Genomic DNA, 20,892 nt, shown 5'->3' on the forward strand with positions numbered 1-20,892 from the left:
CGACTGTTTTCCCGTACGACCGGGAACCGTCAGCCCGGCCGAACGGGCGAAAGCCTCAGAACTCGCCCGCGGGCTCCAGGTAACGCTCGACCATTGCCACCTTGGCATGCAGGGCATCGTGGGCGCCCGGCCGGATGTCGGCCTTCAGGACGAGGCTGACGCGCCCGCCGCCGGCGCCGACCGCCTCGGTCGCCCGGCGCACGACGTCCATGACCTCGTCCCACTCGCCCTCGATCGTGGTGAACATCGAGGTGGTCTCGTTGGGCAGGCCGCTGGCCCGGACGACCCGGACGGCCTCGGCCACCAGGGCACCGACATCCTCGCCGGCGCCGATCGGGGTCACGCTGAACGCTACAAGCATGGCTCACGGAATATCACGCCCGGCTGGGGACGCGGCGGCCTGGCCGCCCGGACCGGCACCGGCACCGGCACACCAGGGCCGCCGGGCGCCCAACACCGGCCCGCCCTGGCCCCCGAAGGGCACAAAACCAGACACGGCGGGCCCGCCGACGTCGCAGCTACGATGCGTGCCAACCGCTGGCGCTGCAGCGTCCACCCCGCCCGCGGCGAACACCCCGGGCTTCGGAGACGATTCGACATGTGACGTTAACGCCGGAGCGAACCCGCTGTGCTAGCGAATGGTCGCTTCGAGTCCACGAAGACGCTACGCCGAGCCGTGCCGCGCAAACCCGCCACAACACCGGATGACGGAACGCCCTACCATTGGCCGCCGTGGGACGGACACAGGTGGGGCACAGCCGCCGAGCTCGCTCGGTAGGCCCTGACGCGCGCCACCACCCGGCCGGACCGCCCCTGTCCGCCCCGGTGCCCCCACACCGCGGGCGGCCCGACGGGATGTGGACCAGGTGAGCACCCGCACGCTGTTGGACGCACTGAACGACCTCGTCGTTGTGGTCGGTGCCGACGGACGTCTGCTCGACGTCGGCGCGGCGGCGCGTGCCTTCCTCGGCGACCGGCTGGCCGGCGTGAGCTGCCTGCGCGACCTCGCCGACGTCGTCGAGCCGGCCTCGCGGGTGTCGCCCGACGCGGTGCTCGACGGGCTGGCCCGCTTCGGCGAGTGGCGCGGCTCGGCCAACCTGCTGGACATGGCCGGCAACGCGGTGCCGTTCGACGTGACGGTACGGGCCGACCGGGCCGGCTGGGTGGCCCTCGTCGCCCGGGACGTCACCGACCGCCACGCCAGGCTGAACGCCGAGCGGGGCTCCCGGGCCAAGGACGAGTTCATGGCCCGGCTCGGCCACGAGCTGCGCACCCCGCTGAACGCCATGCTCGGCTTCGCCCAGCTCCTGGAGCTCGAGCCGCTGCCGAACAACCTGCTGGACGACGTCCAGCGGATCATCACCGGCGGCCGGCACATGCAGGCGATCATCGACGACGTGCTGGACCTGGCCCGGCTGCGCGCCGGCCGCGGCGACATCACCAAGTCGCCGGTCAACGTCCTGGACATCGTCGAGGGCGTGGTGGAGCTGGTCGAGCCGCTCGCCCAGCGGCGCAGCATCCGCCGGGTGATCCACCCGGCCGAGCCGCTGATCGTCGACGCCGACCGGCGCCGGCTGTGGCAGGTGCTGCTCAACCTGGTCGGCAACGCGCTGAAGTACGGCCGGGAGGGCGGCACCGTGCGGGTCGGCATCGTGCCGATCACCGGCGGGCGGCTGCGCATCGAGGTCGAGGACGACGGCCAGGGCCTGCCGCCGGACGCGATGAACCGCCTGTTCCGCCCGTTCGAACGGCTCGGCGCCGAGCAGACCCGGATCGAGGGCAGCGGCCTCGGCCTGGCGCTCTCGCACGCCCTGGTCACCGCGATGGGCGGCGTGCTGACGGCGGCGAGCCGATACGGCGTGGGCAGCGTCTTCGCGGTGGTGCTCGACGCCGTCGACGTCCGCTACCCGCACCCGGACCCCGACCAGGACCCGTTCCCGCCGGGCATCGGCGGCCGGATCCCGACCGGGGCGAGCATGCGGGTGGTGCACGTCAGCGGCGATCCCGCGACTCGGGCCCAGGTGACCCAGACGCTGGCCCGCGCGTTCGGCGCCGACACGATCAGCGTGCCCCGCGGCGCGCTCGCGCTCGACGCGATCCACCGCGCCCAGCCGGACCTCATCATGATCGATCAGCAGCTGCCGGACACAACGGCCTCGGACCTGCTCGCCTACCTGGCCGGCGATCCCAAGGCCGGCGCCGTGCCCAACGTGATCCTCTCCGCGGCCGACGACGCCGCCGAGGCGCTGCGCCTGCGCCAGGCGGGCGCGCGGGACGTGGTCCCGTCGCCGATGGACACCGGCGCGCTCGTCATCGCCGTCAAGAGCGCCGCGGGCAGCGCCGCGACGGAGCTGGCGGGAGCCCACCCCAACGGCGCGTCGCCGGCCGGGACGCAGTACCCCGCGGCTCCCCAGTACCCCGCCACCACGCAGTCCTGACCCCGCCGCCGCGGCGGGCCCGGTGGCACCACGGCTTGGGTCAGGGCTCGGGGTGAGTGCCGTATAGCTCGAAGTCGGCGAAGTCGAAGCCCGGAGCCACCACGCAGCCGGCCAGGACGGCTTCGCCCGCGACGGGGCGCGCCATCTGCCAGTGGCCGGCGGGCACCACGGCCTGCAGGGCGTCGCCACCGGCCGGGTCGGGGCCGAGCGTGACCTGCTCGCCGGGCGACGGGTCCGCCCCGGTGCCACCGAGCGTCAGGGTGAGCCGGCCGCCGCCCTGCCACAGCCAGATCTCCGCCGAGGCGACCCGGTGCCAGGCGGAGGCCTCGCCGGGCTGGAGCAGGAAGAGGATCGACGTGGCGACCGGGCGCCGGCCGCCGTGGGCCGGAATCTCGTCAGGGCTCGCCCAGGTCCGCCGGTACCAGCCACCCTCCGGATGAGCCGCCAGCCCGAGCGCGGCGATCAGCGGGTGGTCCTGGGCCCCCGCCGGACCGGCCGAGGCGGGTCCGGCGGCCTGCTCGGGGGTGCGCTCCGAGCTCCCGCTCATCGGGCCGGCTCCGGCGAGCCGGTCAGGGCGGCGATCAGGTCGTCGGCGGCAGTCCAGGGGTCGAGCCGCCCAGCCACGACCTCGTCGGCCAGAGCACCGAGGTGGCGGGACCCGCGGGTTTCCCCGAACCGGGCGCGCAGCCCCGCGACGGCGATCTGCTCGATCTCGTCGGCGGCCCGCCTGGCCCGGCGGCGGGCCAGCTCGCCGCTTGCCTCCAGCCACGAGCGGTGCGCCGCGACGGCCTCGACGACGTCGATGACGCCCGTTCCCGCGGCCGCGACCGTCCGGACCACCTTCGGGACCCACCGCCCGTCGTCGGCCGCCGCACCGTCGCGCCCGCGATGACCGGTGAGCCCGGACAGGCGGACCATGTTCGTCAGGTCGCGGTAGGTGTCGTCGGCGCCGGGGCGGTCGGCCTTGTTGACGACCAGGACATCCGCGATCTCCAGAATGCCGGCCTTCGCCGCCTGGATGCCGTCGCCCATTCCGGGAGCCAGCAACACGAGCGTGGTGTCGGCGATCGAGGCGATGTCGACCTCGGCCTGGCCGACCCCGACCGTCTCGACGAGCACGACGTCGTAGCCGGCCGCGTCGAGCACCCGCAGCGCCTGCGGCGTCGCCCATGACAGCCCGCCCAGATGGCCGCGAGAGGCCAGCGACCGGATGTAGACGCCCGGGTCGGTGGTGTGCGCCGTCATCCGGACCCGGTCGCCGAGCAGCGCGCCGCCGGTGAACGGGGACGACGGGTCGACGGCGAGCACTCCGACCCGGCGCCCGTCCGCCCGCAACGCGCTCACCAGCGCCGAGGTGGACGTCGACTTGCCCACCCCGGGCGCACCGGTGATGCCGATGACCTGCGCCGACCCGGCCAGCGGCGCCAGCAGCCGGGCGATCTCCCGCAGCCAGGGCGAGCCCTCCTCGACCAGCGAGATCAGCCGGGCCAGCGCGCGCGGCGAGCCGTCCTCGACGGCCGCCGCCACCAGCGCCTCCGGGCTCGCATACGGGCCTCGGGCCACGGCGGCCGCTCGGCCGGGCAAGTGGGTCAGGAGGCGGCCGGCACGCGCAGGATCAGCGCGTCACCCTGGCCGCCACCACCGCACAGCCCGGCCGCACCGACGCCACCGCCGCGCCGCCGCAGCTCGTAGGCCAGCGTGAGGGCGATCCGGGCGCCGGACATGCCGACCGGGTGGCCGAGCGCGATCGCGCCGCCGTTGACGTTGACCACGCCGGAGGTGATCCCCAGCTCGCGCATCGACTGGATGCCGACCGACGCGAAGGCCTCGTTGATCTCGTAGAGGTCGACGTCGGCGGGCGTCAGGCCCTCCTTGGTCAGCGCCGCCTTGATGGCGTTGGCCGGCTGCGACTGCAGCGAGGTGTCCGGACCGGCGACGAAGCCGTGGTGGCCGACCTCGGCGAGGATCGGCAGGCCGAGCTCCTCGGCCTTCGCGCGGCTCATGACGACGACCGCGCAGGCCCCGTCGGAGATCTGCGAGGACGAGCCCGCGGTGATCGTGCCGTCCTTGGTGAACGCGGGGCGCAGCTTCCCGAGGGTCTCGGCGGTGGTGTCGCCGCGGACGCCCTCGTCCTGGCTGACGACGATCGGGTCGCCCTTGCGCTGCGGCACCTCGACCGGGACGATCTCGTCCTCGAACAGGCCGTTCTTGATGGCCGCCGCGGCCCGCTGGTGCGACAGCGCGGAGAACTCGTCCTGCTCGGCGCGGGAGATGTTCAGCGGCACGTTGTACTGCTCGGTGGCCAGGCCCATGCCGATCCGCTCGAAGGCGTCGGTCAGCGCGTCGTACTCGGTCGCGTCGACCAGCTCGGCGGCGCCGTAGCGGAACCCGGCGCGGGCGCCGAGCAGCATGTGCGGGGTGTTCGTCATCGACTCCATGCCGCCGGCGACGACGACGTCGTACTCGCCGCTGGAGACGTAGGTGTCGGCGAGCGCGATCGCGTCCAGGCCCGACAGGCAGACCTTGTTGATCGTGATCGAGGGGACGGTCATCGGGATGCCGCCCTTGGCCGCCGCCTGGCGAGCCGCCATCTGCATCGAGCCGGCCTGGATGACCTGGCCGAAGATCACATACTGGACGGCGTCGCCGGTGATCCCGGCACGCTCCAGCGCGCCCTTGATCGCGACCCCGCCCAGCTCGACCGCGGAGAAGCCCTTGAGCGCCCCGGAGAGCTTGCCGATCGGGGTCCGCGCGCCGGCCACGATGACCGAACCAGGCATGGCTGCCTCCAGCAGAGGGGAGTGCGAATCAGGAAAGGCGTTCTTCCCACACTAACGTGATCTTGCAGAACGTGCCGCCGGAGCGTGGCAAGCACCACCCGCCACGCACGTCACACTCCCCGCCACGTCGCGAGCGAGACGCGCCCAGAACCCGCACTCGGGCGAAACGCAGGCAGTTCCCGACCCTGGACCAGCGCCCACCCTCGCACTTCAACGCCACCCCGGACCACGTCGGTGAGGGCGCTCAGCGCCCGGACCGGCGGAGCCGGGGTCCCTGCCTGATCGGCGACAGGGTTCCTGCCGGATGGGCGGAGCCCATCTGGGAGGTCGGCGATCTGGCAGGTCTGCCGCGGGCGCTCAGCGCCCGTTCGGGCCGACCGCCTCAGCCCAGCGAACCGCAGTGGGCCACGAACGAGGGCGTCGCGACGGAGGCCGCCATCGTGCTGGTGGTGGGGTCACCCTGCTGGACCCAGCCGCCGGTCAGGGTCGGCTTCAGCGTGACGGTGGTGACCTGGAAGGTCTGGCCGCTGTCCGACGAGGTGCCGACGACGAACTGGACGCCAGCGCTGACACACGCGAAGCCCCAGCCCGCGGTGGCGCCCGAGGTGCCGGCGGCGAGGCGCTCGGGCTGGGGCGGCGGCGCCACCACCTGCATCTCCTGGGGCGCGAGGTACCGCGCGAGCGCATACGTCGTGACGCCGCTGCCGGCGCCCGTCTGGACGATCAGCTCGGCGAAGCCGTCGTCGTCGAGGTCGAGTGCCGTGCTCGGCCCGGCCGTGGAGCCGGCGGGGAGGGTCACCCGGGCCGCACCCCCGCGGCTGAGGGTGACCTGAACGCTGGTGCCGCTGGCGTGGACCGCGTCGACCGTGCCGTCGCCGTCGATGTCGCCGGGCTTCGCCGGCCAGGCCACCGGTGTCGGCCGGGCCAGGCTGCCCCCGTCGGTCGAGGACGCGGTGGTGTGCACCGGGCCGGTGGACGTCGTGACGCCGGAGGGCTGACCGCTCGGCCCGACGGAAGGCCCGGTCGAGGTGCCCGGCCTCGTCGAACCGCCGGAGCTGGGCCCGTTCGTCGGGTGTGGGCCGGTCGAGCCGCCGGCCTGGGACGCGGCCGTCACGTTGATCGGTGGCTGGACCTCGACGACGTCGTCCTGCTGGCGCGGCCGGACCAGCAGGACGCTCAGCACGATCGCGCCGGCCAGCACCAGCCCGCCGGCCGCGTAGAGCGGCGCCCGCCACCGGCCGCGCCGCTCGACGCCGGCCTGAATCCGCCGGTAGGCCTCCGGCGACGGCCGGATCGGCTCCACCGCGGCGTGCAGCAGCCGGCTCAGCTCCTCGGGGCCGAGCACGTCCCGCTGCTCAGGGGTGTTCACCGTAGGTCCGCCAGCTTGGTCGACAGGGCCGCCAGGCCACGGGAGGTGTACGCCTTGACGGAACCGACGCTGCACCCCATGACGGCGGCGGCGTCGGCCTCGGACATGTCACCGTAGTAACGCAGGACGACGGCCTCCCGCTGCCGGCGGGGCAGCTCTCGCAGCGCCTGCACGACCGCCGCCCGTTCGACGAGAGAGTAGGCCCCTTCCTCGGCGCTGGCGGCGTTGGGCATCGGCTTGGGGGCGTGCTTGAGCGCCACGAGCCGGCGCCGCAGCGTGGAACGGGCCAGGTTGACGACGGTCTGGCGCAGGTAGGCGAGGGCCTTGTCCTTGTCCTGCAGGCGCCCCCAGGCCGCGTGGACGCGGATGTAGGCGTCCTGCACGACCTCCTCGCACAGGCCGATGTCGTCCAGGAGCAGGGCCGCCAGCCGGACGAGGGACCGGTAGTGCTCGGAGTACAGCGCGGTCAGCGCCTGGTCGGCGTCCCGGGCGACGGCACTGCGGGCGGCGTCGCTCCGCGCAGGCACGGGCCGCCACCCTTCCACGACTGTCATGGGCGCGGTCACGACTGTTTGACGCCGACCGGGCCGTTTGGGTTGTCGTCTCCGTTCTACCGCTTCCCGCCACAGCTAGTCAGCCGAGTCCGGTTCCCGATGCTTGTCCGCCATCGGTCCTGCGGGGATGACGCGACTGTGAGGGTGGTTATCGATGACACTTGCCGTGCCGCTCGAAGGACTGACTGCCGCTCGAACGCCGGAGGTAGACCCGTGAAGGACATCCTCGACGCCATCCTTGCCGAAGGGTCACCAGCCGATCTTGCTGAAAGGTCAACAGCTGAGACCCGCGCGAAGGAGTTCGCCCGGCTGCCCGTGCCCGAGTCCTACCGGGGGGTGGTCGTCCGCAAGGACGAGGTCGGCATGTTCGAGGGCCTGGCCTCCCGGGACAAGGACCCGCGCCGGTCGCTGCACGTCGACGAGGTCGCCACTCCGGAGGTGGGGCCGGGCGAGGCGCTGGTCGCCGTGATGGCGTCGGCGATCAACTACAACACCGTCTGGACGTCGATCTTCGAGCCGATGTCGACGTTCGGCTTCCTGGAGCGCTACGGGAAGACGTCGCCACTGGCGAAGCGGCACGACCTGCCCTACCACGTCGTCGGCTCCGACCTCGCCGGCGTGGTGCTGCGCACGGGCCCGGGAGTGCACGCCTGGAAGCCCGGTGACGAGGTCGTCGCGCACTGTCTGTCGGTCGAGCTGGAGCGGCCCGAGGGGCACAACGACACGATGCTCGACCCCGAGCAGCGGATCTGGGGATTCGAGACGAACTTCGGCGGCCTGGCCCAGCTCGCCCTGGTGAAGGCCAACCAGCTGATGCCGAAGCCGGGCCACCTGAGCTGGGAGGAGGCGGCGAGCCCCGGCCTGGTGAACTCGACGGCCTACCGGCAGCTCGTCTCGCGCAACGGCGCCGCCATGAAGCAGGGCGACGTCGTGCTGATCTGGGGTGCCTCCGGCGGCCTGGGCTCGTATGCCACCCAGATGGCGTTGCGCGGCGGCGCGATCCCGGTCTGCGTCGTGTCCTCGCCACAGAAGGCCGACATCTGCCGTTCGCTGGGTGCCGACCTGGTCATCGACCGCAACGCCGAGGACTACCGGTTCTGGAAGGACGAGCACAACCAGGACCCGAAGGAGTGGCAGCGGCTGGGCAAGCGGATCCGCCAGCTGACCGGCGGTGAGGACCCGGACATCGTGTTCGAGCACCCCGGCCGGGAAACGTTCGGCGCGTCCGTCTACGTCGCCCGGAAGGGCGGCCAGATCGTGACGTGCGCGTCGACCAGCGGGTTCATGCACACCTACGACAACCGCTACCTGTGGATGAACCTCAAGCGAATCATTGGCTCGCACTTCGCGAACTACCGCGAGGCCTGGGAGGCCAACCGGCTGGTCGCTCGCGGTCTGATCCACCCGACCCTGTCCAAGGTCTACCCGCTCGACGAGACCGGCCAGGCGGCTCACGACGTTCACCGCAACGTGCACCAGGGGAAGGTCGGCGTCCTGTGCCTCTCGCCGGCCGAAGGGCTCGGCGTCCGCGACCAGGCGCTCAGAGACCGTCATCTCGCGGCGATCAACCGGTTCCGTGGCATCTGACGCCTGTCGGCAGGCACGGACTGCACGCCATTCGTACCTGTCCGGGACCGGCTCCCGGGCAGGTAGGCCGGTTTCACAGCGTCCGAAACCGGCCGGAAACCATTCGGCGGGGGTGCTGCGGAAGGCGCTCCAGCGGACGGTAGGGTTGCCCTTGTGACTAGGCACGCGACCGTCTGGATTGCTGGTCTGCTATGACCGAGCACTCCGACATGTTGCCAATGGGCGGCGAAGTTGAAGGCTCTCCGGGCTTCGACTTGGTTCGCCGCGGCTATGACCCTCACCAGGTGAACTCTCATGTCGCCTGGCTCATGGAACAGCTTCGGGAGGCCGAGGCGCACCGCGCCGCCGCCGAGGCCGCGGCGTCGGAGGCGGCGGCCGAGGCCGCGCGCGTCCGCGACGACCTCGCCGCCGGCCGGCCGGCCTGGGACGACTTCGGCGGCCGGATCACCCAGATCCTGATGCTGGCCGAGGAAGAGGCCGCCACCGTGCGGTCCGAGCGGACCCGGGACGCCGACGCGCAGCTCGAGGAGGCCCGGCGGATCGTCTCCGACGCCGAGCACACCCGGGACCGGACCCTGCGCGAAGCCGACGAGCAGGCCGCCGGGATCGTGTCGACCGCGCGCGGCGAGGCCGAGCACATCATCGACACGTCCCGGACCAAGGCGCACAAGCTCGAGGACGAGTCGCAGCATCGGCTCAGCGAGCTCGAGCGGCAGCGGGACCAGGTGACCCAGCAGCTGGGCGCGCTGCGCAACCAGGTGACCCAGCAGCTGTCGGCGCTGCAGAACCAGCTCGCCGCCGCCACTGCGGCCATCGAGCTGCCCGGCCTGGAAGAGCAGAAGGCCGTCAGCTCCAAGGCCGGCAGCCGCATCTAGTCACGAGCGGTCTCGCCGAACGCCCGCCGCCACCCGCGACGGGCTAGCGGGGGCAGGCTGGCCGCGGTCGGGGCTGGACCAGGCAGTCCGGTGCCAGGCCCCGATCAGTAGGGAGCCCGGTAGGGGCGCCCACCCGCGCGGCGGCGCGCCCAGCAGGGCGTGTGCCAGTGGCGCCGGCTGTCGGTCCGCCCGCTCGGCCAGGCCACCATGTGCGGGGTGCCCGGCGAGATCTCGTGGTCGCAGCCGGGGCAGCGGTAGGGCTTACCGCTCGCCGCGCCGGTCACCGGGCGCTGTGACCAGTCCTCGCCATCGACCTCGACCGACTCGACGAGCCAGCCCGGCCGGGACCCCTGCTCGTCGTCCTGCGGTCGGCCCCTGCGGGGACGGCCAGCCGATCCCGCGCGTCGTGGGCTCACGACAGCCGCCCGGCCTCGGCCGTCGGCCCATCCCCCACCGCTGGAACGCCGCGCCTGCTGGCCGGCGGACGCCGACGGCTCACTTGCGGAAGCGACCGCCGTCGGTCCGTCCCGACGAGCCGGTCGGCGCCGACTCGTCCACGCGGCCGACGACCTCGCCGTCGACGACGCGGCCCGAATGGCCGAACCGGCCGCCCAGGTTGCCGACCCGGCCGAAGGCGGCGCCGGCGAGCGTCGTCGCGAGCTTCGCCTTGCGCAGCGCCCCTGCCGGGCTCGCGAGGGCCGACGAGGCCCCGATGAGCGCGTGGAAGGCCCGGTCGCTCCCACGCCAGTGCTCCCGCAGGATCGGCTCGCCCGCGCCGACGACGAGGCGGCGGAACGCGAAGGCGACGACCGCGACGTCGTCGAGCTGCCCGATGACCGGGATGACGTTGGTGATCCGGTTACGCGGGGAGACGAGGTAGGCCAGCGCCGCCCCGGCCTCGACCTTCGCCGACTGCGGCACCCGCGGATCGGCGACCACCCCGCGCAGCATGAGGGCCAGATCAGGCAGGAAGGTGGCTACTTCTCGGCCGAACGTGCGGACCGCGTCCTTGTCCAGCGAGACCATCGGCCGACCCTTCCTTCCTTCGCACTGCCGGCGCCGCGAGACCCTGCCGCCATAAGATCATCGGGAGACGCCACTCACCTGCCGATCCATCCTAGAACGTGCGTACGACCGCATAGCTCCCGCCGGGCCGGCCGCCCGGCCCCCAAGGGAACGGCCGATCCGGCCCGTCCGAACGATCCGCCCGGTCGGCCCGGCCAGCCGGGGGGTCAGCCGGGCGCCCCTCCCCCCGGTGCGGGGCCTTCGATTGCACACCAGGCGCGCCCATGCCAACACTCTCTGTCACCACATCCTTTCCCGGCCCGCGCGGCGGCAGATAGGCGACAGTCCTCCTCGCGATCACGAGCTTGTCCGTCACTGATCTGGGAGAATTCCGCCCAGCAGCAGACGCTTCTGACACCCGGCCCGCGCCCAGCCTGGCTGACGCCGCTCATCCGTGGCCGCGGGAGAGCCGGTGGACCGGCGCGAGGCACTTTCGACAGGGAGCTGACATGAGTCGTGAGCTGACGACGGTCGCGGTGGTCGGGCTCGGCACGATGGGCGCCGGCATCGCCGAGGTCCTCGCGCGGGCGGGCATCGGGGTGGTCGGCGTCGAGAAGGACGACGCGGGCCTGCGGCGCGGGCTCGGGCACCTGGCGCACTCGACCGACCGGGCGGTGGCCGGCGGAAAGCTCACCCCGGCCGAGCGCGACGCGCTGCTCGCCCGGATCCAGGCCGGGACCGACCTGTCCGCGGCGGCCGGGGCGCCGCTCGTGATCGAGGCGATCGACGAGGACCTCGACGCGAAGATGGCGTTGTTCGCGCGGCTCGACGGGCTCTGCGGGCCCGAGACCATCTTCGCGACGAACACCAGCTCGCTGTCGGTCACCCAGCTCGCCGCGGCCACCGGCCGCCCGGCCCGGGTGGTCGGGACGCACTGGTTCAACCCGGCGCCGGTGATGGACCTGGTCGAGATCATCAGCACCGTCGTCACCGACCCGGCGGTGCTCGCCGACCTCGCGGCCCTCGTCGAACGCGTCGGCAAGAACGCGGTGACGGCAGGCGACCGGGCCGGGTTCATCGTCGACGCGCTGCTGTTCGGCTACCTGAACAACGCGGTCCGCATGCTGGAGGCGCACTACGCGACCCGTGAGGACATCGACGCGGCGATGCGGTTCGGCTGCGGCCACCCGATGGGCCCGCTCGCCCTGCTCGACCTGATCGGCCTGGACACCGCCTACGCGATCCTCGACTCGATCTACCACACCTCCCGCGACCACCTGCACGCCCCGGCGCCACTGCTCAAGCAGCTGGTCACCGCCGGCATGCTGGGCCGCAAGTCGGGCCGCGGCTTCTACCGCTACGCCGGGCCGGACTCGCCCGAGATCGTCGACCCGGCTCCCCCGGCGACGGTCGCCGGCACGACCGAACGGCCGGTGCACACGGTCGGCGTCGTCGGCACCGGCACGATGGCCTGCGGCATCGCCGAGGTGCTGGCCAAGTCCGGCTACGAGGTGGTCGTGCGGGCCCGGACCGACGACAAGGTCGCAGCGGTCCGCAAGAAGGTCGAGTCGTCGCTGGCGCGGGCCGTCGAGAAGGGCCGGCTGACCTCCGAGGACCGGGACACCGCGCTGACCCGGCTGCGCGGGACGACCGAGCTCACCGACCTCGCCGGCGCCGACCTGGTGGTCGAGGCCGTCGTCGAGGACCTCGCCGTCAAGCAGGCTCTGTTCGCCGAGCTCGACCGGGTCGTGAAGCCCGGCGCGGTGCTGGCGACGACGACCTCGTCACTGCCGGTCGTGGAATGCGCGGCGGCGACCAGCCGGCCGGGCGACGTCATCGGCATGCACTGGTTCAACCCGGCGCCGGCGATGAAGCTCGTCGAGGTGGTGCCCACCGTGCTCACCGCGCCGGACGTGGTCGCGACCGTGCTCGCCGTCGCCCGGGCCGCCCGCAAGCACCCGGTGACCTGCGCCGACCGGGCCGGGTTCATCGTCAACGCGCTGCTGTTCCCGTACCTCAACGACGCGGTGCGGATGCTGGAGGCGCACTACGCGGGCGTCGAGGACATCGACACGGCGATGAAGGTCGGCTGCGGGCACCCGATGGGCCCGTTCGAGCTGGCCGATGTCGTCGGCCTCGACGTCACGCTGGCCATCCAGCGGACGCTCTACCTGGAGTTCCGCGAGCCCGGGTACGCGCCCGCTCCGCTGCTGGAGCATCTCGTGACCGCCGGCTACCTCGGCCGCAAGACCGGCCGCGGCTTCCACGACCACCGCCGTTAGTCGGCCCGAGACGCGATCCAGCGGACAACTCTGCCCGCGGCGCACGACGGATAAGAAAAGACAACGGACAGGCAACATGCGAGAATCCCTGTCGGCCCGCTACCGGCGGATCGTTGTCGTCTTTTCATGCACCTTAGCGAGATCAGCTCTTCGGTCCGTCGCCGCCTGACGGTCTTGCCGCTCGTCCTGCTGACACTAGGAATTGTATTCATCGGTTTTCCATCGATGGCGCAGGCTGCCGGGCCCTGCACCCAGGGCTGCGGCGAGATCGCTCTCGGCAGCGCATGACTACTCAAGGTAGTCGAATTCGGCCGGCACGGATAGACCGGCAGCGACGTGAACCGCCTGTGGTTGCTGGGTTTCCTGATCAACTCTAAGCACTTCTCCAGGCCCGACCAGACTGGAAGTGTAGTTTGATCAATCCGGACTGTTATCTTGCCGCGGCCCTGCCCTGCACCGCCGCCGATCTGCAGTATCAGGGATACTCTCTCGTCAATCGTATTTACCCGCATCTGAACAACACGAGCTCGCCCGAGCATGGTGCCGCCATTGAGACCTGGGTGAAAGGCAGCCTCAAGGTCGCGCGAGGCGCCAACTACATCGCCAACGGCAAGACCAATCTTCTCATGACCGCGGGAACGGTGTACGCCGGCACCGACCTCGGAGTGACAGTCGGTATCGGAACCGCACCCAGCGGGGGCTGGTGCTCCACCGTCACGAGCAACTGGCAGGTGAGCACCCAGCTGTACTACACGATTGGCCAGAACTTCTACACGACGGGCGTCATCGCGCCGTTCGGTCAGTGAGTCCTTCCCAACGGAAGGCGGGTCAGGAAGCGTTGCAGATCTCTGGGTGGCTTCCCCAGACCGCGGTCATGCTGGGGGGAACCTTGGTGCAGGCGCCTGGGCCGGTGGCGACGACTTTCCAGGCTGAGTTGCCGATCCGCTCCCAGACGTGTAGCCGGTCTACCGGAACGACGCTGCCCGAGGTTTCGGCGAAGCCGACTGCCCAGAAATCGTCAGATGCCGCGTCAGTGCCCTGAATGGCACCGTAGAGAAGCCCCTGCGGGATGGTGATCGACTGGTCCGTCAGCACGGCTCTACTGGTGGCGGCCTGCGCGCCGGCCGTGCCCGACGCCGGGGAACCCGAGGAGAGGAAGACCTCGGACCAGGTGGGCCGTCCCGCCTTCGCGAGTGCGTCGTCGGCAGCCGCCCATGCCAAGGCCGTACGCACGATGGGCGACATGGCTTGGTCGAGGGTGACGTTCACCGCTGCGCCCGGCGAGCGGTCGCCATTCCAGGGAACCGACGGCAGCGCCGGTTGACGGGCCTGCGCCACGGCGGCCGAGGCCTCTGTACCAGATGGCCCGTTCGTGCTGGGCGCGGTCAGCAGGCCGATCAGGACGCCCAGCAGGGCAGCCGCGACGAAGGCGCCGATGATCACGGGCCGACGCCGTTGTTCCACCCAGGCCTTCCAGGGCACGCCACTGGCGCGGGCTCCAGAACCCGCCGGCATCGGTACATCCATGTCCAGCACGTGCCTCCGTTCGGCCTGCGCACCTTCCCCCCACCACTCCGGGGGACGTAGGCCTCCGGCTGTGCATTCGAAAGGCAGGATCGCACAGCCCCCAGCCCGATCTCGCCTCCGGGGTGCGGGGTGGCCCCGGACGCGACCACGGCGCCCACCGCCAGCCACGGGCCGTCGCGAGGGGGTCACGCCGGCCGTCGACCGGTGGTTCCCGCGAGCCGGCTCAGGCAGTCCCGCTCCTGGCCACAGGTGACGCAACTCGCATGCCTGAAGTATGCCGTGTGGTCGGGGCTGGGCGTCGCTGCCGCCGGCCGTTCGGGTCCCCAGCGGCGGGCGCACGAGGAGGCCTCCCGTCGGTCAGGCGGCGACAGCGTCGCGCTCGCGGCGGATGTCCGCGCCGAGCGCCCGCAGGTTCTCCACGAACCCCGCGTAGCCGCGGTCGATGTGGTGGACCTCGTGGACCTCGGTCGTGCCCTGCGCGACCAGGCCGGCCAGCACCAGGCCGGCGCCGGCGCGGACGTCCGACGCGGCCACCGACGCTCCGACGAGCTGGGCGGCCGGCCGCACGACGACGTGATGGCCGTCCGTCCGTAGCTGCGCGCCCAGCCGCAGCAGCTCGCGGCAGAACACGAAGCGGCTGTCGAACACGTTCTCGGTGATCAGCGAGATGCCCTGGCTGACCGCCTCCAGGGCGATGATCTGCGGCAGCAGATCGGTCGGGAACCCCGGGAAGGGCAGGGTGACGACGTCGATCGAGCGAGGCCGGTCGTCGATCGAGACCCGGAACCCGTCGCCGCCGACGTCGACGACCGCCCCGGCGGCGGACAGCTTCTCCAGCACGATGCCGAGATGCTCGGCCCGGCCGTTCCGGATGAAGACGTCACCCCGGGTCATGACGGCGCCGATCGCGTAGGTTCCGGCGACGATCCGATCCGGCACTGTCTCGTGGGTGGTGGGCCGTAGCTCGTCAACGCCCTCGATAACCAGCGTGGAACCGCCGATGCCTTCGATCCGGGCGCCCATCTCGGTCAGGAACTGGCACAGGTCGGCGATCTCCGGCTCCCGTGCTGCGTTGTCGACGACCGTCGTCCCCTTGGCCAGAACCCCCGCCATGAGCAGGTTCTCGGTCGCGCCGACGCTCGGGAAGTCCAGCCAGATGGCCGCACCCTGCAGCCGGCCGGACGACCGCGCGACCAGGACGCCATCCTCGATGTCGACGACGGCGCCGAGCCGGCGCAGGCCGTTGACGTGCATGTCCAGGGCGCGCGAGCCGATCGCGTCGCCGCCGGGCAGCGCGACCCTCGCCTCGCCGCACCGGCCGACGAGCGGGCCCAGGATGGCCACGGAGGCCCGGATCCGGCGCACCAGGTCGGGGTCGGCGGCCGCGCCCGGGGTGACGGGGGTGTCGATGGTCATCGTGCCGGCGGCGACGTCGCGCCCGACCGTCGCACCGAGAGTGGTCAGCACGTCGGCCATGACGTCCACGTCGAGGATCTCGGGCACGGCCGACAGGGTCGTCACGCCGGGTGCCAGCAGGCTCGCGGCCATCAGCTTCAGGACCGAGTTCTTCGCCCCGGGGATGAAGACCTCACCCGCCAGCTGACATCCGCCGGTGACGACGAAGCGTTCCACAGAAAGCGATGCTAGGGCTTGCGTGGACACTCCGGTGCCCCCACGGGATCGCAACGGCTGTCCTTCACCCGATACGGGCTCATCCCGCGTGGCCTCCGGCATGTCCCGCCCCTTCCCGGCGCGTCGACCCGCCAAGCCAGAGTCCAAGAGTCCCATCATCAGGGACCAGGCCAGGACCGTCGGGCCGGTTGGGCGGGCCTTGGCCGGCCGCGGATACCGTGAGGACATGGCGTGTCCTGAACCAGGCATCGCGGCGACAGAGTCCTTCGCGGCCGAGATGCACGCCGGCCAGCTCGACAAGGCCGGCGAGGAGTACATCGGGCACCCGCTGCGGGTCCGTGCGACGGTCGAGCGTACCGCGCCGGCCGCCGGCGTCGACCCGCTGCAGGCCCAGCTGGCGGCGCTGCTGCACGACGTCGTCGAGGACACCGAGGTGACCCTCGCGGACCTGGCCGGGCGCGGGTACTCACCGCGGGTCGTCGCGGCGGTCGACGCGCTGACCAAACGCGCGGACGAGCCGACCGAGGCCTACCTGGCCAGGGTGGCGGCCGACCCGGTCGCCGTCGTCGTGAAACATGCCGACATGGCCGACAACAGCGATCCCGTCCGGCTGGGCCGGCTGCCCGCTGAACAGGCCGACCGGCTCGCCCGCCGCTACGTCGCCCGGCGCGCGCTGCTCGACGAACTGGTGCTCGCCCGCGCCGCGACCCCGCCCGGCACCAGCGGCGGCAGCAGCGTCTGAGCCGGGATCCGCGGCCCAGATCGGGCGATGGCGGTCCTTCGGCGACCAAGGCGGCACCTGTGCCGGGAAGTGGCTCGCTGGCGCGATAACGTAGCCGAGTGCGCCTCGTGATCGCTCGGTGCAGCGTGGACTACGTCGGACGGCTCAACGCGCACCTTCCCAGCGCGGTGCGGCTCTTGCTGCTCAAGGCCGACGGCTCGGTCTCGATCCACGCCGACGGCCGCGCCTACAAGCCGTTGAACTGGATGAGCCCGCCCTGCGTGCTGACGGAGGCCGAGGGTGTCTGGCGGGTCACCAACAAGGCCGCCGAGACCCTCGTCATCACGATCGAGGAGGTCGTCCACGACTCCACCCACGATCTCGGGATCGACCCCGGGCTGCGCAAGGACGGCGTCGAGGCTCACCTGCAGGTGCTGCTGGCCGACCGCCCCGACGCGATCCGGCCGGACCTGACCCTGGTACGCCGGGAGTACGAGACCGGGATCGGTCCCGTCGACCTGCTCTGCCGGGCCGGCGACGGGTCCACGGTCGCCGTCGAGATCAAACGGCGTGGCGAGATCGACGGCGTCGAGCAGCTGACCCGGTACATCGCGCGGATGACCGACGACCCGGCGCTCCCGCACCCGGTACACGGCATCCTGGCCGCCCAGTCCATCACCCCGCAGGCCCGCCTCCTGGCAACCGACCGGGGCCTGGCCTGCGTGACCGTCGACTACGACGCCCTGCGCGGCCTGGAACCGTCCATTCCCACCCTCTTCTAACCAAGTCCGATCCCCAGGGACCCCAACCCAGCCCCAGCCCTCTGAGCCCGCCCCCGAACCAGGGCGAGGGCGCCAAGCGCCCGAAGCAGGCGGAGCAGCCGCAGGCGCGCAAGCGCCGGTTCCGGCTGACCGCCATTGCATGACAGTTCACTTCGCGGGCGCCCGACCGGGTGGCGCCGGTACGCTTTCGCCGTTGGCCACGATCTGGGGGTCGCGGCGGCGCGCTGCGTGCCCGACCCCCCAATGGCGAGGGGACGGCTGGCAATGGCCGAGGAACAGGGATCCCCGCCCGCAGCGGACGCGCCCACCGGGGCGGCGACGGCGCCCGAGGCCCGTAAGGAACGGGACCGGCCCTGGATCATCCGGACGTACGCGGGCCACTCCAGCCCGGCGGAGAGCAACGCGCTCTACCGCCGCAACCTCGCCAAGGGCCAGACCGGCCTTTCGGTCGCCTTCGACCTGCCGACCCAGACCGGCTACGACCCGGACCACGTGCTGGCTCGCGGCGAGGTCGGCAAGGTCGGGGTCCCGGTGGCCCATCTGGGCGACATGCGGGCCCTGTTCGACCAGCTCCCGGTCGAGAAGATGAACACCTCGATGACGATCAACGCGACGGCCATGTGGCTGCTCGCGCTCTACCAGGTCGTCGCCGAGGAGCAGGGGGCCGACCCGGCCCTGCTCAACGGGACGACCCAGAACGACATCATCAAGGAGTACCTGTCCCGGGGGACGTACGTGTTCCCCCCCGGCCCGTCGCTGCGGCTGATCACCGACCTGATCGCGTACACGGTCACCGAGATCCCGAAGTGGAACCCGATCAACGTTTGCAGCTACCACCTGCAGGAGGCCGGAGCCACGCCGGTGCAGGAGCTGGCGTACTCGATCTGCACCGTCATCGCGGTGCTCGACGCCGTCGTCGCGTCCGGGCAGGTGCCGGCCGAGCGGCTGGGTGACGTCTGCGCCCGCATCTCGTTCTTCGTCAACGCCGGCGTCCGGTTCGTCGAGGAGCTGTGCAAGATGCGCGCCTTCGTGGCGCTCTGGGACGACCTGCTGCGCACCCGGTACGGCGTGCGGAACCCGAAGCACCGCCGGTTCCGGTACGGGGTGCAGGTCAACTCGCTCGGCCTGACCGAGGCGCAGCCCGAGAACAACGTCATCCGCATCGTCCTGGAGGCGCTCGGCGTCACGCTGTCGAAGGACGCCCGCTGCCGGGCGCTGCAGCTACCGGCCTGGAACGAGGCACTCGGCCTGCCCCGGCCCTGGGACCAGCAGTGGTCGATGCGGATCCAGCAGATCCTCGCCTACGAGACCGACCTGCTGGAGTACGAGGACATCTTCACCGGCTCGGTCGTCGTCGAGCGCCGCGTCGGCGAGCTGGTCGAGGCGGCGAAGGCCGAGATCGACCGGGTCCAGGCGATGGGTGGCGCGGTGGCCGCCGTCGAGTCCGGCTACATGAAGTCCCAGCTCGTCGGATCGCAGGCGGCGCGCCGCGCCCGGATCGAGTCCGGCGAGGACGTCGTCGTCGGGGTCAACCGCTTCACCGAGACCGAGCCGAACCCGCTGCTCGCCGACCTGGACACCGCGATCCAGACGGTCGACCCCGCCGTCGAGGAGGCCGCCCGCACCTCGCTCGCCGGCTGGAAGGCGCGGCGCGACCCCGCCGCCGTCGACGAGGCCCTGCTCGCGCTGCGCGAGGCGGCCAAGACCGAGGCCAACCTGGTGCCCGCCACCCTGGCCTGCGCCCGCGCAGGCGTCACGACCGGCGAATGGTCAGGGGTGCTGCGCGAGGTCTTCGGCGAGTACCGCGCCCCGACCGGCGTCTCCGGCGTGGCCGTCGGCGCCACGGCCGGGGCCGGTGGCGGCGAGCTCGCCCTCGTCCGGGCCCGCGTCACGGCGACCGGCGACGAGCTGGGCCGCCGGCTGAAGGTCCTCATCGGCAAGCCCGGCCTCGACGGCCACTCCAATGGAGCCGAACAGATCGCCGTACGCGCCCGCGACGCCGGCTTCGAGGTCGTCTACCAGGGCATCCGCCTCACACCCGAGCAGATCGTCGCCGCCGCCGTGCAGGAGGACGTCCACCTCGTCGGCCTGTCGATCCTGTCCGGCTCACACCTGGAGCTGGTCCCCCAGGTCCTCGACGGCCTGCGCGCCGCCGGCCTCGGTGATGTCCCGGTCGTCGTCGGCGGCATCATCCCCGACCGCGACGCCGACACGCTGCGCGCCGCCGGCGTGGCTGCCGTCTACACCCCCAAGGACTACGGCCTCACCGACATCATGTCCGGCTTCGTCGACATCATCCGCGCGGCGAACAGCCTCCCCTAGCCGCCCTGGACCCCCAGCGGCACCGATCCATACCTCATGGCGGCGCTCCCGCTGGGTTCCGCGACCACAGGGGATCATTGGGTGGGGACAGGTCGAGTGGTGAGGGGCCCGCGGATGCGGGTGCGCGAGGCCATCAGCGCGTCGTTCAAGAGCTCCAACGAGGACGCCTACGGCAGCCGGGACGACGGCCTCTGGGTGATCGACGGTGCGACCCCGCTCGACGAGGCTCCGCTGGTCGCGGGCGTCAGCCCGGCAGCCTGGCTCAGCCACACGGCGAGCGAGATACTTCGCGACCTTCCCTGGGTGGGGCGCTCACTTCCGGACGTCATGCGGTCCCTGATCGGCCAGCTGGCCGATCAGGGCGCCGCGTACGGCTTGGCCGGCCGGGAGTTCCCGACGGCGGCCATCTCGCTGGTTCGCCGCATGGGTGACCGGGTGGAGGTCTGCTCGCTTGGGGACTGCACGGTGCTGATCGACGTCGAGGGCAAGCCGATCGAGGTGATGGATCCCCAGTTCGAGGGAGCCGAGGACGCGGCGCTGGCTTGGGTCCACGACCGACTGGACCGCGGCGTCGCCGCCGCGACCGTCTACCAGGAGATCCGGGTACAGCTGCACCAGCGACGTCTGGAGCGCAACTCGCCGGCTGGGTTGTGGATCCTGGCCGCGGCGCCCGAGGCCGCGCGGCACGTGGCGATCGACTCGTTCCCCGCGCCGCCCGACACGAACGTCGTGCTGATGTCCGACGGCTTCGCTCGTGCGCTGTGGCCCTTCGGCCTCGTGGGGGACGCCGGCGAGCTGTGGGACCGGATTGTCGCGGGCGGCGCGGCCCAACTGCTGGCCGAGCTGCGGGCCGCCGAGGCCGCGGACCCGGACTGCGTCCGGACGCCCAGGTTTGGTGCCCATGACGACGCGACCATGGTGTGGGCCGAGATCTGAGCCGATGGCCGAGTCTCACTGGTCCCCAGCGACGGCGTCTGTGACCCATGCCTGGGCGACGCGCCGGGACCGGTGGCGCCCC

19 protein-coding genes are annotated in these 20,892 nt (G+C 72.1%); 9 read left to right on the top strand and 10 right to left on the bottom strand.

Features of this window, described 5'->3' with window-relative positions:
* Window positions 1-55: 55 nt before the first annotated feature.
* Window positions 56-361: an MTH1187 family thiamine-binding protein gene (locus tag FRADC12_RS08015; RefSeq protein ID WP_045876183.1), complete on the bottom strand. Its 306-nt coding sequence runs from the start codon at window positions 359-361 to the stop codon at window positions 56-58.
* Between the two features lie 505 nt (window positions 362-866).
* On the opposite strand from FRADC12_RS08015, the gene FRADC12_RS08020 reads away from it, so the two are divergent.
* The gene (locus tag FRADC12_RS08020) at window positions 867-2,438 is read left to right on the top strand and encodes an ATP-binding response regulator (protein ID WP_232303673.1); all 1,572 of its coding nucleotides are present in this window, start codon (window positions 867-869) and stop codon (window positions 2,436-2,438) included.
* A gap of 40 nt (window positions 2,439-2,478) precedes the next feature.
* Here FRADC12_RS08020 and FRADC12_RS08025 read toward each other — a convergent pair whose 3' ends face one another.
* The 5 genes from FRADC12_RS08025 to FRADC12_RS08045 all read right to left on the bottom strand — a co-directional run bounded on the left by FRADC12_RS08025 (window position 2,479) and on the right by FRADC12_RS08045 (window position 7,141).
* Window positions 2,479-2,985 (bottom strand): cupin domain-containing protein, encoded by a 507-nt coding sequence (locus FRADC12_RS08025; protein WP_084010513.1) that lies wholly within the window; start codon window positions 2,983-2,985, stop codon window positions 2,479-2,481.
* The gene (gene meaB, locus FRADC12_RS08030; RefSeq protein WP_084010514.1) at window positions 2,982-4,001 is read right to left on the bottom strand and encodes a methylmalonyl Co-A mutase-associated GTPase MeaB; all 1,020 of its coding nucleotides are present in this window, start codon (window positions 3,999-4,001) and stop codon (window positions 2,982-2,984) included. The genes FRADC12_RS08025 and meaB overlap by 4 nt, the downstream gene beginning before the upstream one ends.
* A gap of 26 nt (window positions 4,002-4,027) precedes the next feature.
* Window positions 4,028-5,218, bottom strand: a complete 1,191-nt coding sequence (locus FRADC12_RS08035; RefSeq protein WP_045876184.1) for an acetyl-CoA C-acetyltransferase — start codon at window positions 5,216-5,218, stop codon at window positions 4,028-4,030.
* A gap of 382 nt (window positions 5,219-5,600) precedes the next feature.
* Window positions 5,601-6,587, bottom strand: a complete 987-nt coding sequence (locus FRADC12_RS08040; RefSeq protein ID WP_052710755.1) for an FG-GAP repeat domain-containing protein — start codon at window positions 6,585-6,587, stop codon at window positions 5,601-5,603.
* On the bottom strand, window positions 6,584-7,141 hold the full coding sequence (locus tag FRADC12_RS08045) for a SigE family RNA polymerase sigma factor (RefSeq protein WP_013422151.1): 558 nt from the start codon (window positions 7,139-7,141) through the stop codon (window positions 6,584-6,586). Before FRADC12_RS08045 ends, FRADC12_RS08040 begins: the two co-directional genes overlap by 4 nt.
* 213 nt (window positions 7,142-7,354) lie before the next feature.
* Between FRADC12_RS08045 and ccrA the strand changes: the two genes are divergently transcribed.
* Both ccrA and FRADC12_RS08055 read left to right on the top strand, forming a co-directional pair.
* Window positions 7,355-8,728 carry a crotonyl-CoA carboxylase/reductase gene (gene ccrA / locus FRADC12_RS08050; protein ID WP_045876185.1) on the top strand — a complete coding sequence of 458 codons (1,374 nt, stop codon included), beginning with the start codon at window positions 7,355-7,357 and terminating at the stop codon, window positions 8,726-8,728.
* A gap of 191 nt (window positions 8,729-8,919) precedes the next feature.
* Window positions 8,920-9,603: an ATP synthase subunit B family protein gene (locus FRADC12_RS08055; RefSeq protein ID WP_045876186.1), complete on the top strand. Its 684-nt coding sequence runs from the start codon at window positions 8,920-8,922 to the stop codon at window positions 9,601-9,603.
* Between the two features lie 104 nt (window positions 9,604-9,707).
* Here the strand turns inward: FRADC12_RS08055 and FRADC12_RS08060 are convergent, their stop codons facing one another.
* Complete coding sequence (locus FRADC12_RS08060; RefSeq protein WP_045876187.1) at window positions 9,708-10,019, bottom strand: Rv1322 family protein; 312 nt, start codon at window positions 10,017-10,019, stop codon at window positions 9,708-9,710.
* 79 nt (window positions 10,020-10,098) lie between these two features.
* Entirely contained in the window at window positions 10,099-10,629 is a 531-nt protein-coding gene (locus FRADC12_RS08065; protein WP_045876188.1) for a YkvA family protein, read from the bottom strand.
* A 488-nt stretch (window positions 10,630-11,117) separates the two neighbouring features.
* Here FRADC12_RS08065 and FRADC12_RS08070 point away from each other — a divergent pair, with 488 nt between their 5' ends.
* On the top strand, window positions 11,118-12,890 hold the full coding sequence (locus tag FRADC12_RS08070; RefSeq protein ID WP_045876189.1) for a 3-hydroxyacyl-CoA dehydrogenase family protein: 1,773 nt from the start codon (window positions 11,118-11,120) through the stop codon (window positions 12,888-12,890).
* 413 nt (window positions 12,891-13,303) lie between these two features.
* The gene (locus FRADC12_RS08075) at window positions 13,304-13,696 is read left to right on the top strand and encodes a hypothetical protein (RefSeq protein WP_045876190.1); all 393 of its coding nucleotides are present in this window, start codon (window positions 13,304-13,306) and stop codon (window positions 13,694-13,696) included.
* Window positions 13,697-13,718: 22 nt separating this feature from the next.
* On the opposite strand, the gene FRADC12_RS08080 is transcribed toward FRADC12_RS08075, so the two are convergent.
* The gene (locus tag FRADC12_RS08080) at window positions 13,719-14,426 is read right to left on the bottom strand and encodes a hypothetical protein (protein WP_157488739.1); all 708 of its coding nucleotides are present in this window, start codon (window positions 14,424-14,426) and stop codon (window positions 13,719-13,721) included.
* A 348-nt stretch (window positions 14,427-14,774) separates the two neighbouring features.
* Entirely contained in the window at window positions 14,775-16,049 is a 1,275-nt protein-coding gene (gene murA, locus FRADC12_RS08085; RefSeq protein ID WP_045876192.1) for a UDP-N-acetylglucosamine 1-carboxyvinyltransferase, read from the bottom strand.
* Between the two features lie 226 nt (window positions 16,050-16,275).
* On the opposite strand from murA, the gene FRADC12_RS08090 reads away from it, so the two are divergent.
* The 4 genes from FRADC12_RS08090 to FRADC12_RS08105 all read left to right on the top strand — a co-directional run bounded on the left by FRADC12_RS08090 (window position 16,276) and on the right by FRADC12_RS08105 (window position 20,810).
* A complete protein-coding gene (locus tag FRADC12_RS08090) occupies window positions 16,276-16,791 on the top strand; it encodes an HD domain-containing protein (protein WP_045876193.1) in 516 nt (171 codons plus the stop codon).
* Between the two features lie 98 nt (window positions 16,792-16,889).
* Window positions 16,890-17,552: an endonuclease NucS gene (nucS, locus tag FRADC12_RS08095; RefSeq protein WP_045876194.1), complete on the top strand. Its 663-nt coding sequence runs from the start codon at window positions 16,890-16,892 to the stop codon at window positions 17,550-17,552.
* A gap of 264 nt (window positions 17,553-17,816) precedes the next feature.
* Window positions 17,817-19,874: an ethylmalonyl-CoA mutase gene (locus FRADC12_RS08100; protein ID WP_045876195.1), complete on the top strand. Its 2,058-nt coding sequence runs from the start codon at window positions 17,817-17,819 to the stop codon at window positions 19,872-19,874.
* A 114-nt stretch (window positions 19,875-19,988) separates the two neighbouring features.
* Entirely contained in the window at window positions 19,989-20,810 is an 822-nt protein-coding gene (locus tag FRADC12_RS08105) for a protein phosphatase 2C domain-containing protein (RefSeq protein WP_045876196.1), read from the top strand.
* Window positions 20,811-20,892 lie beyond the last annotated feature (82 nt).

The organism is Pseudofrankia sp. DC12, from assembly GCF_000966285.1.
Lineage (GTDB): Bacteria > Actinomycetota > Actinomycetes > Frankiales > Frankiaceae > Pseudofrankia.

Coding starts and splice junctions, on each gene's coding strand:
- FRADC12_RS08015 (WP_045876183.1), bottom strand. CDS start 361: ATGCTTGTAGCGTTCAGCGTGACCCCGATCGGCGCCGGCGAGGATGTC.
- FRADC12_RS08025 (WP_084010513.1), bottom strand. CDS start 2,985: ATGAGCGGGAGCTCGGAGCGCACCCCCGAGCAGGCCGCCGGACCCGCC.
- FRADC12_RS08035 (WP_045876184.1), bottom strand. CDS start 5,218: ATGCCTGGTTCGGTCATCGTGGCCGGCGCGCGGACCCCGATCGGCAAG.
- FRADC12_RS08045 (WP_013422151.1), bottom strand. CDS start 7,141: ATGACAGTCGTGGAAGGGTGGCGGCCCGTGCCTGCGCGGAGCGACGCC.
- FRADC12_RS08055 (WP_045876186.1), top strand. CDS start 8,920: ATGACCGAGCACTCCGACATGTTGCCAATGGGCGGCGAAGTTGAAGGC.
- FRADC12_RS08065 (WP_045876188.1), bottom strand. CDS start 10,629: ATGGTCTCGCTGGACAAGGACGCGGTCCGCACGTTCGGCCGAGAAGTA.
- FRADC12_RS08070 (WP_045876189.1), top strand. CDS start 11,118: ATGAGTCGTGAGCTGACGACGGTCGCGGTGGTCGGGCTCGGCACGATG.
- FRADC12_RS08090 (WP_045876193.1), top strand. CDS start 16,276: ATGGCGTGTCCTGAACCAGGCATCGCGGCGACAGAGTCCTTCGCGGCC.
- FRADC12_RS08100 (WP_045876195.1), top strand. CDS start 17,817: ATGGCCGAGGAACAGGGATCCCCGCCCGCAGCGGACGCGCCCACCGGG.
- FRADC12_RS08105 (WP_045876196.1), top strand. CDS start 19,989: ATGCGGGTGCGCGAGGCCATCAGCGCGTCGTTCAAGAGCTCCAACGAG.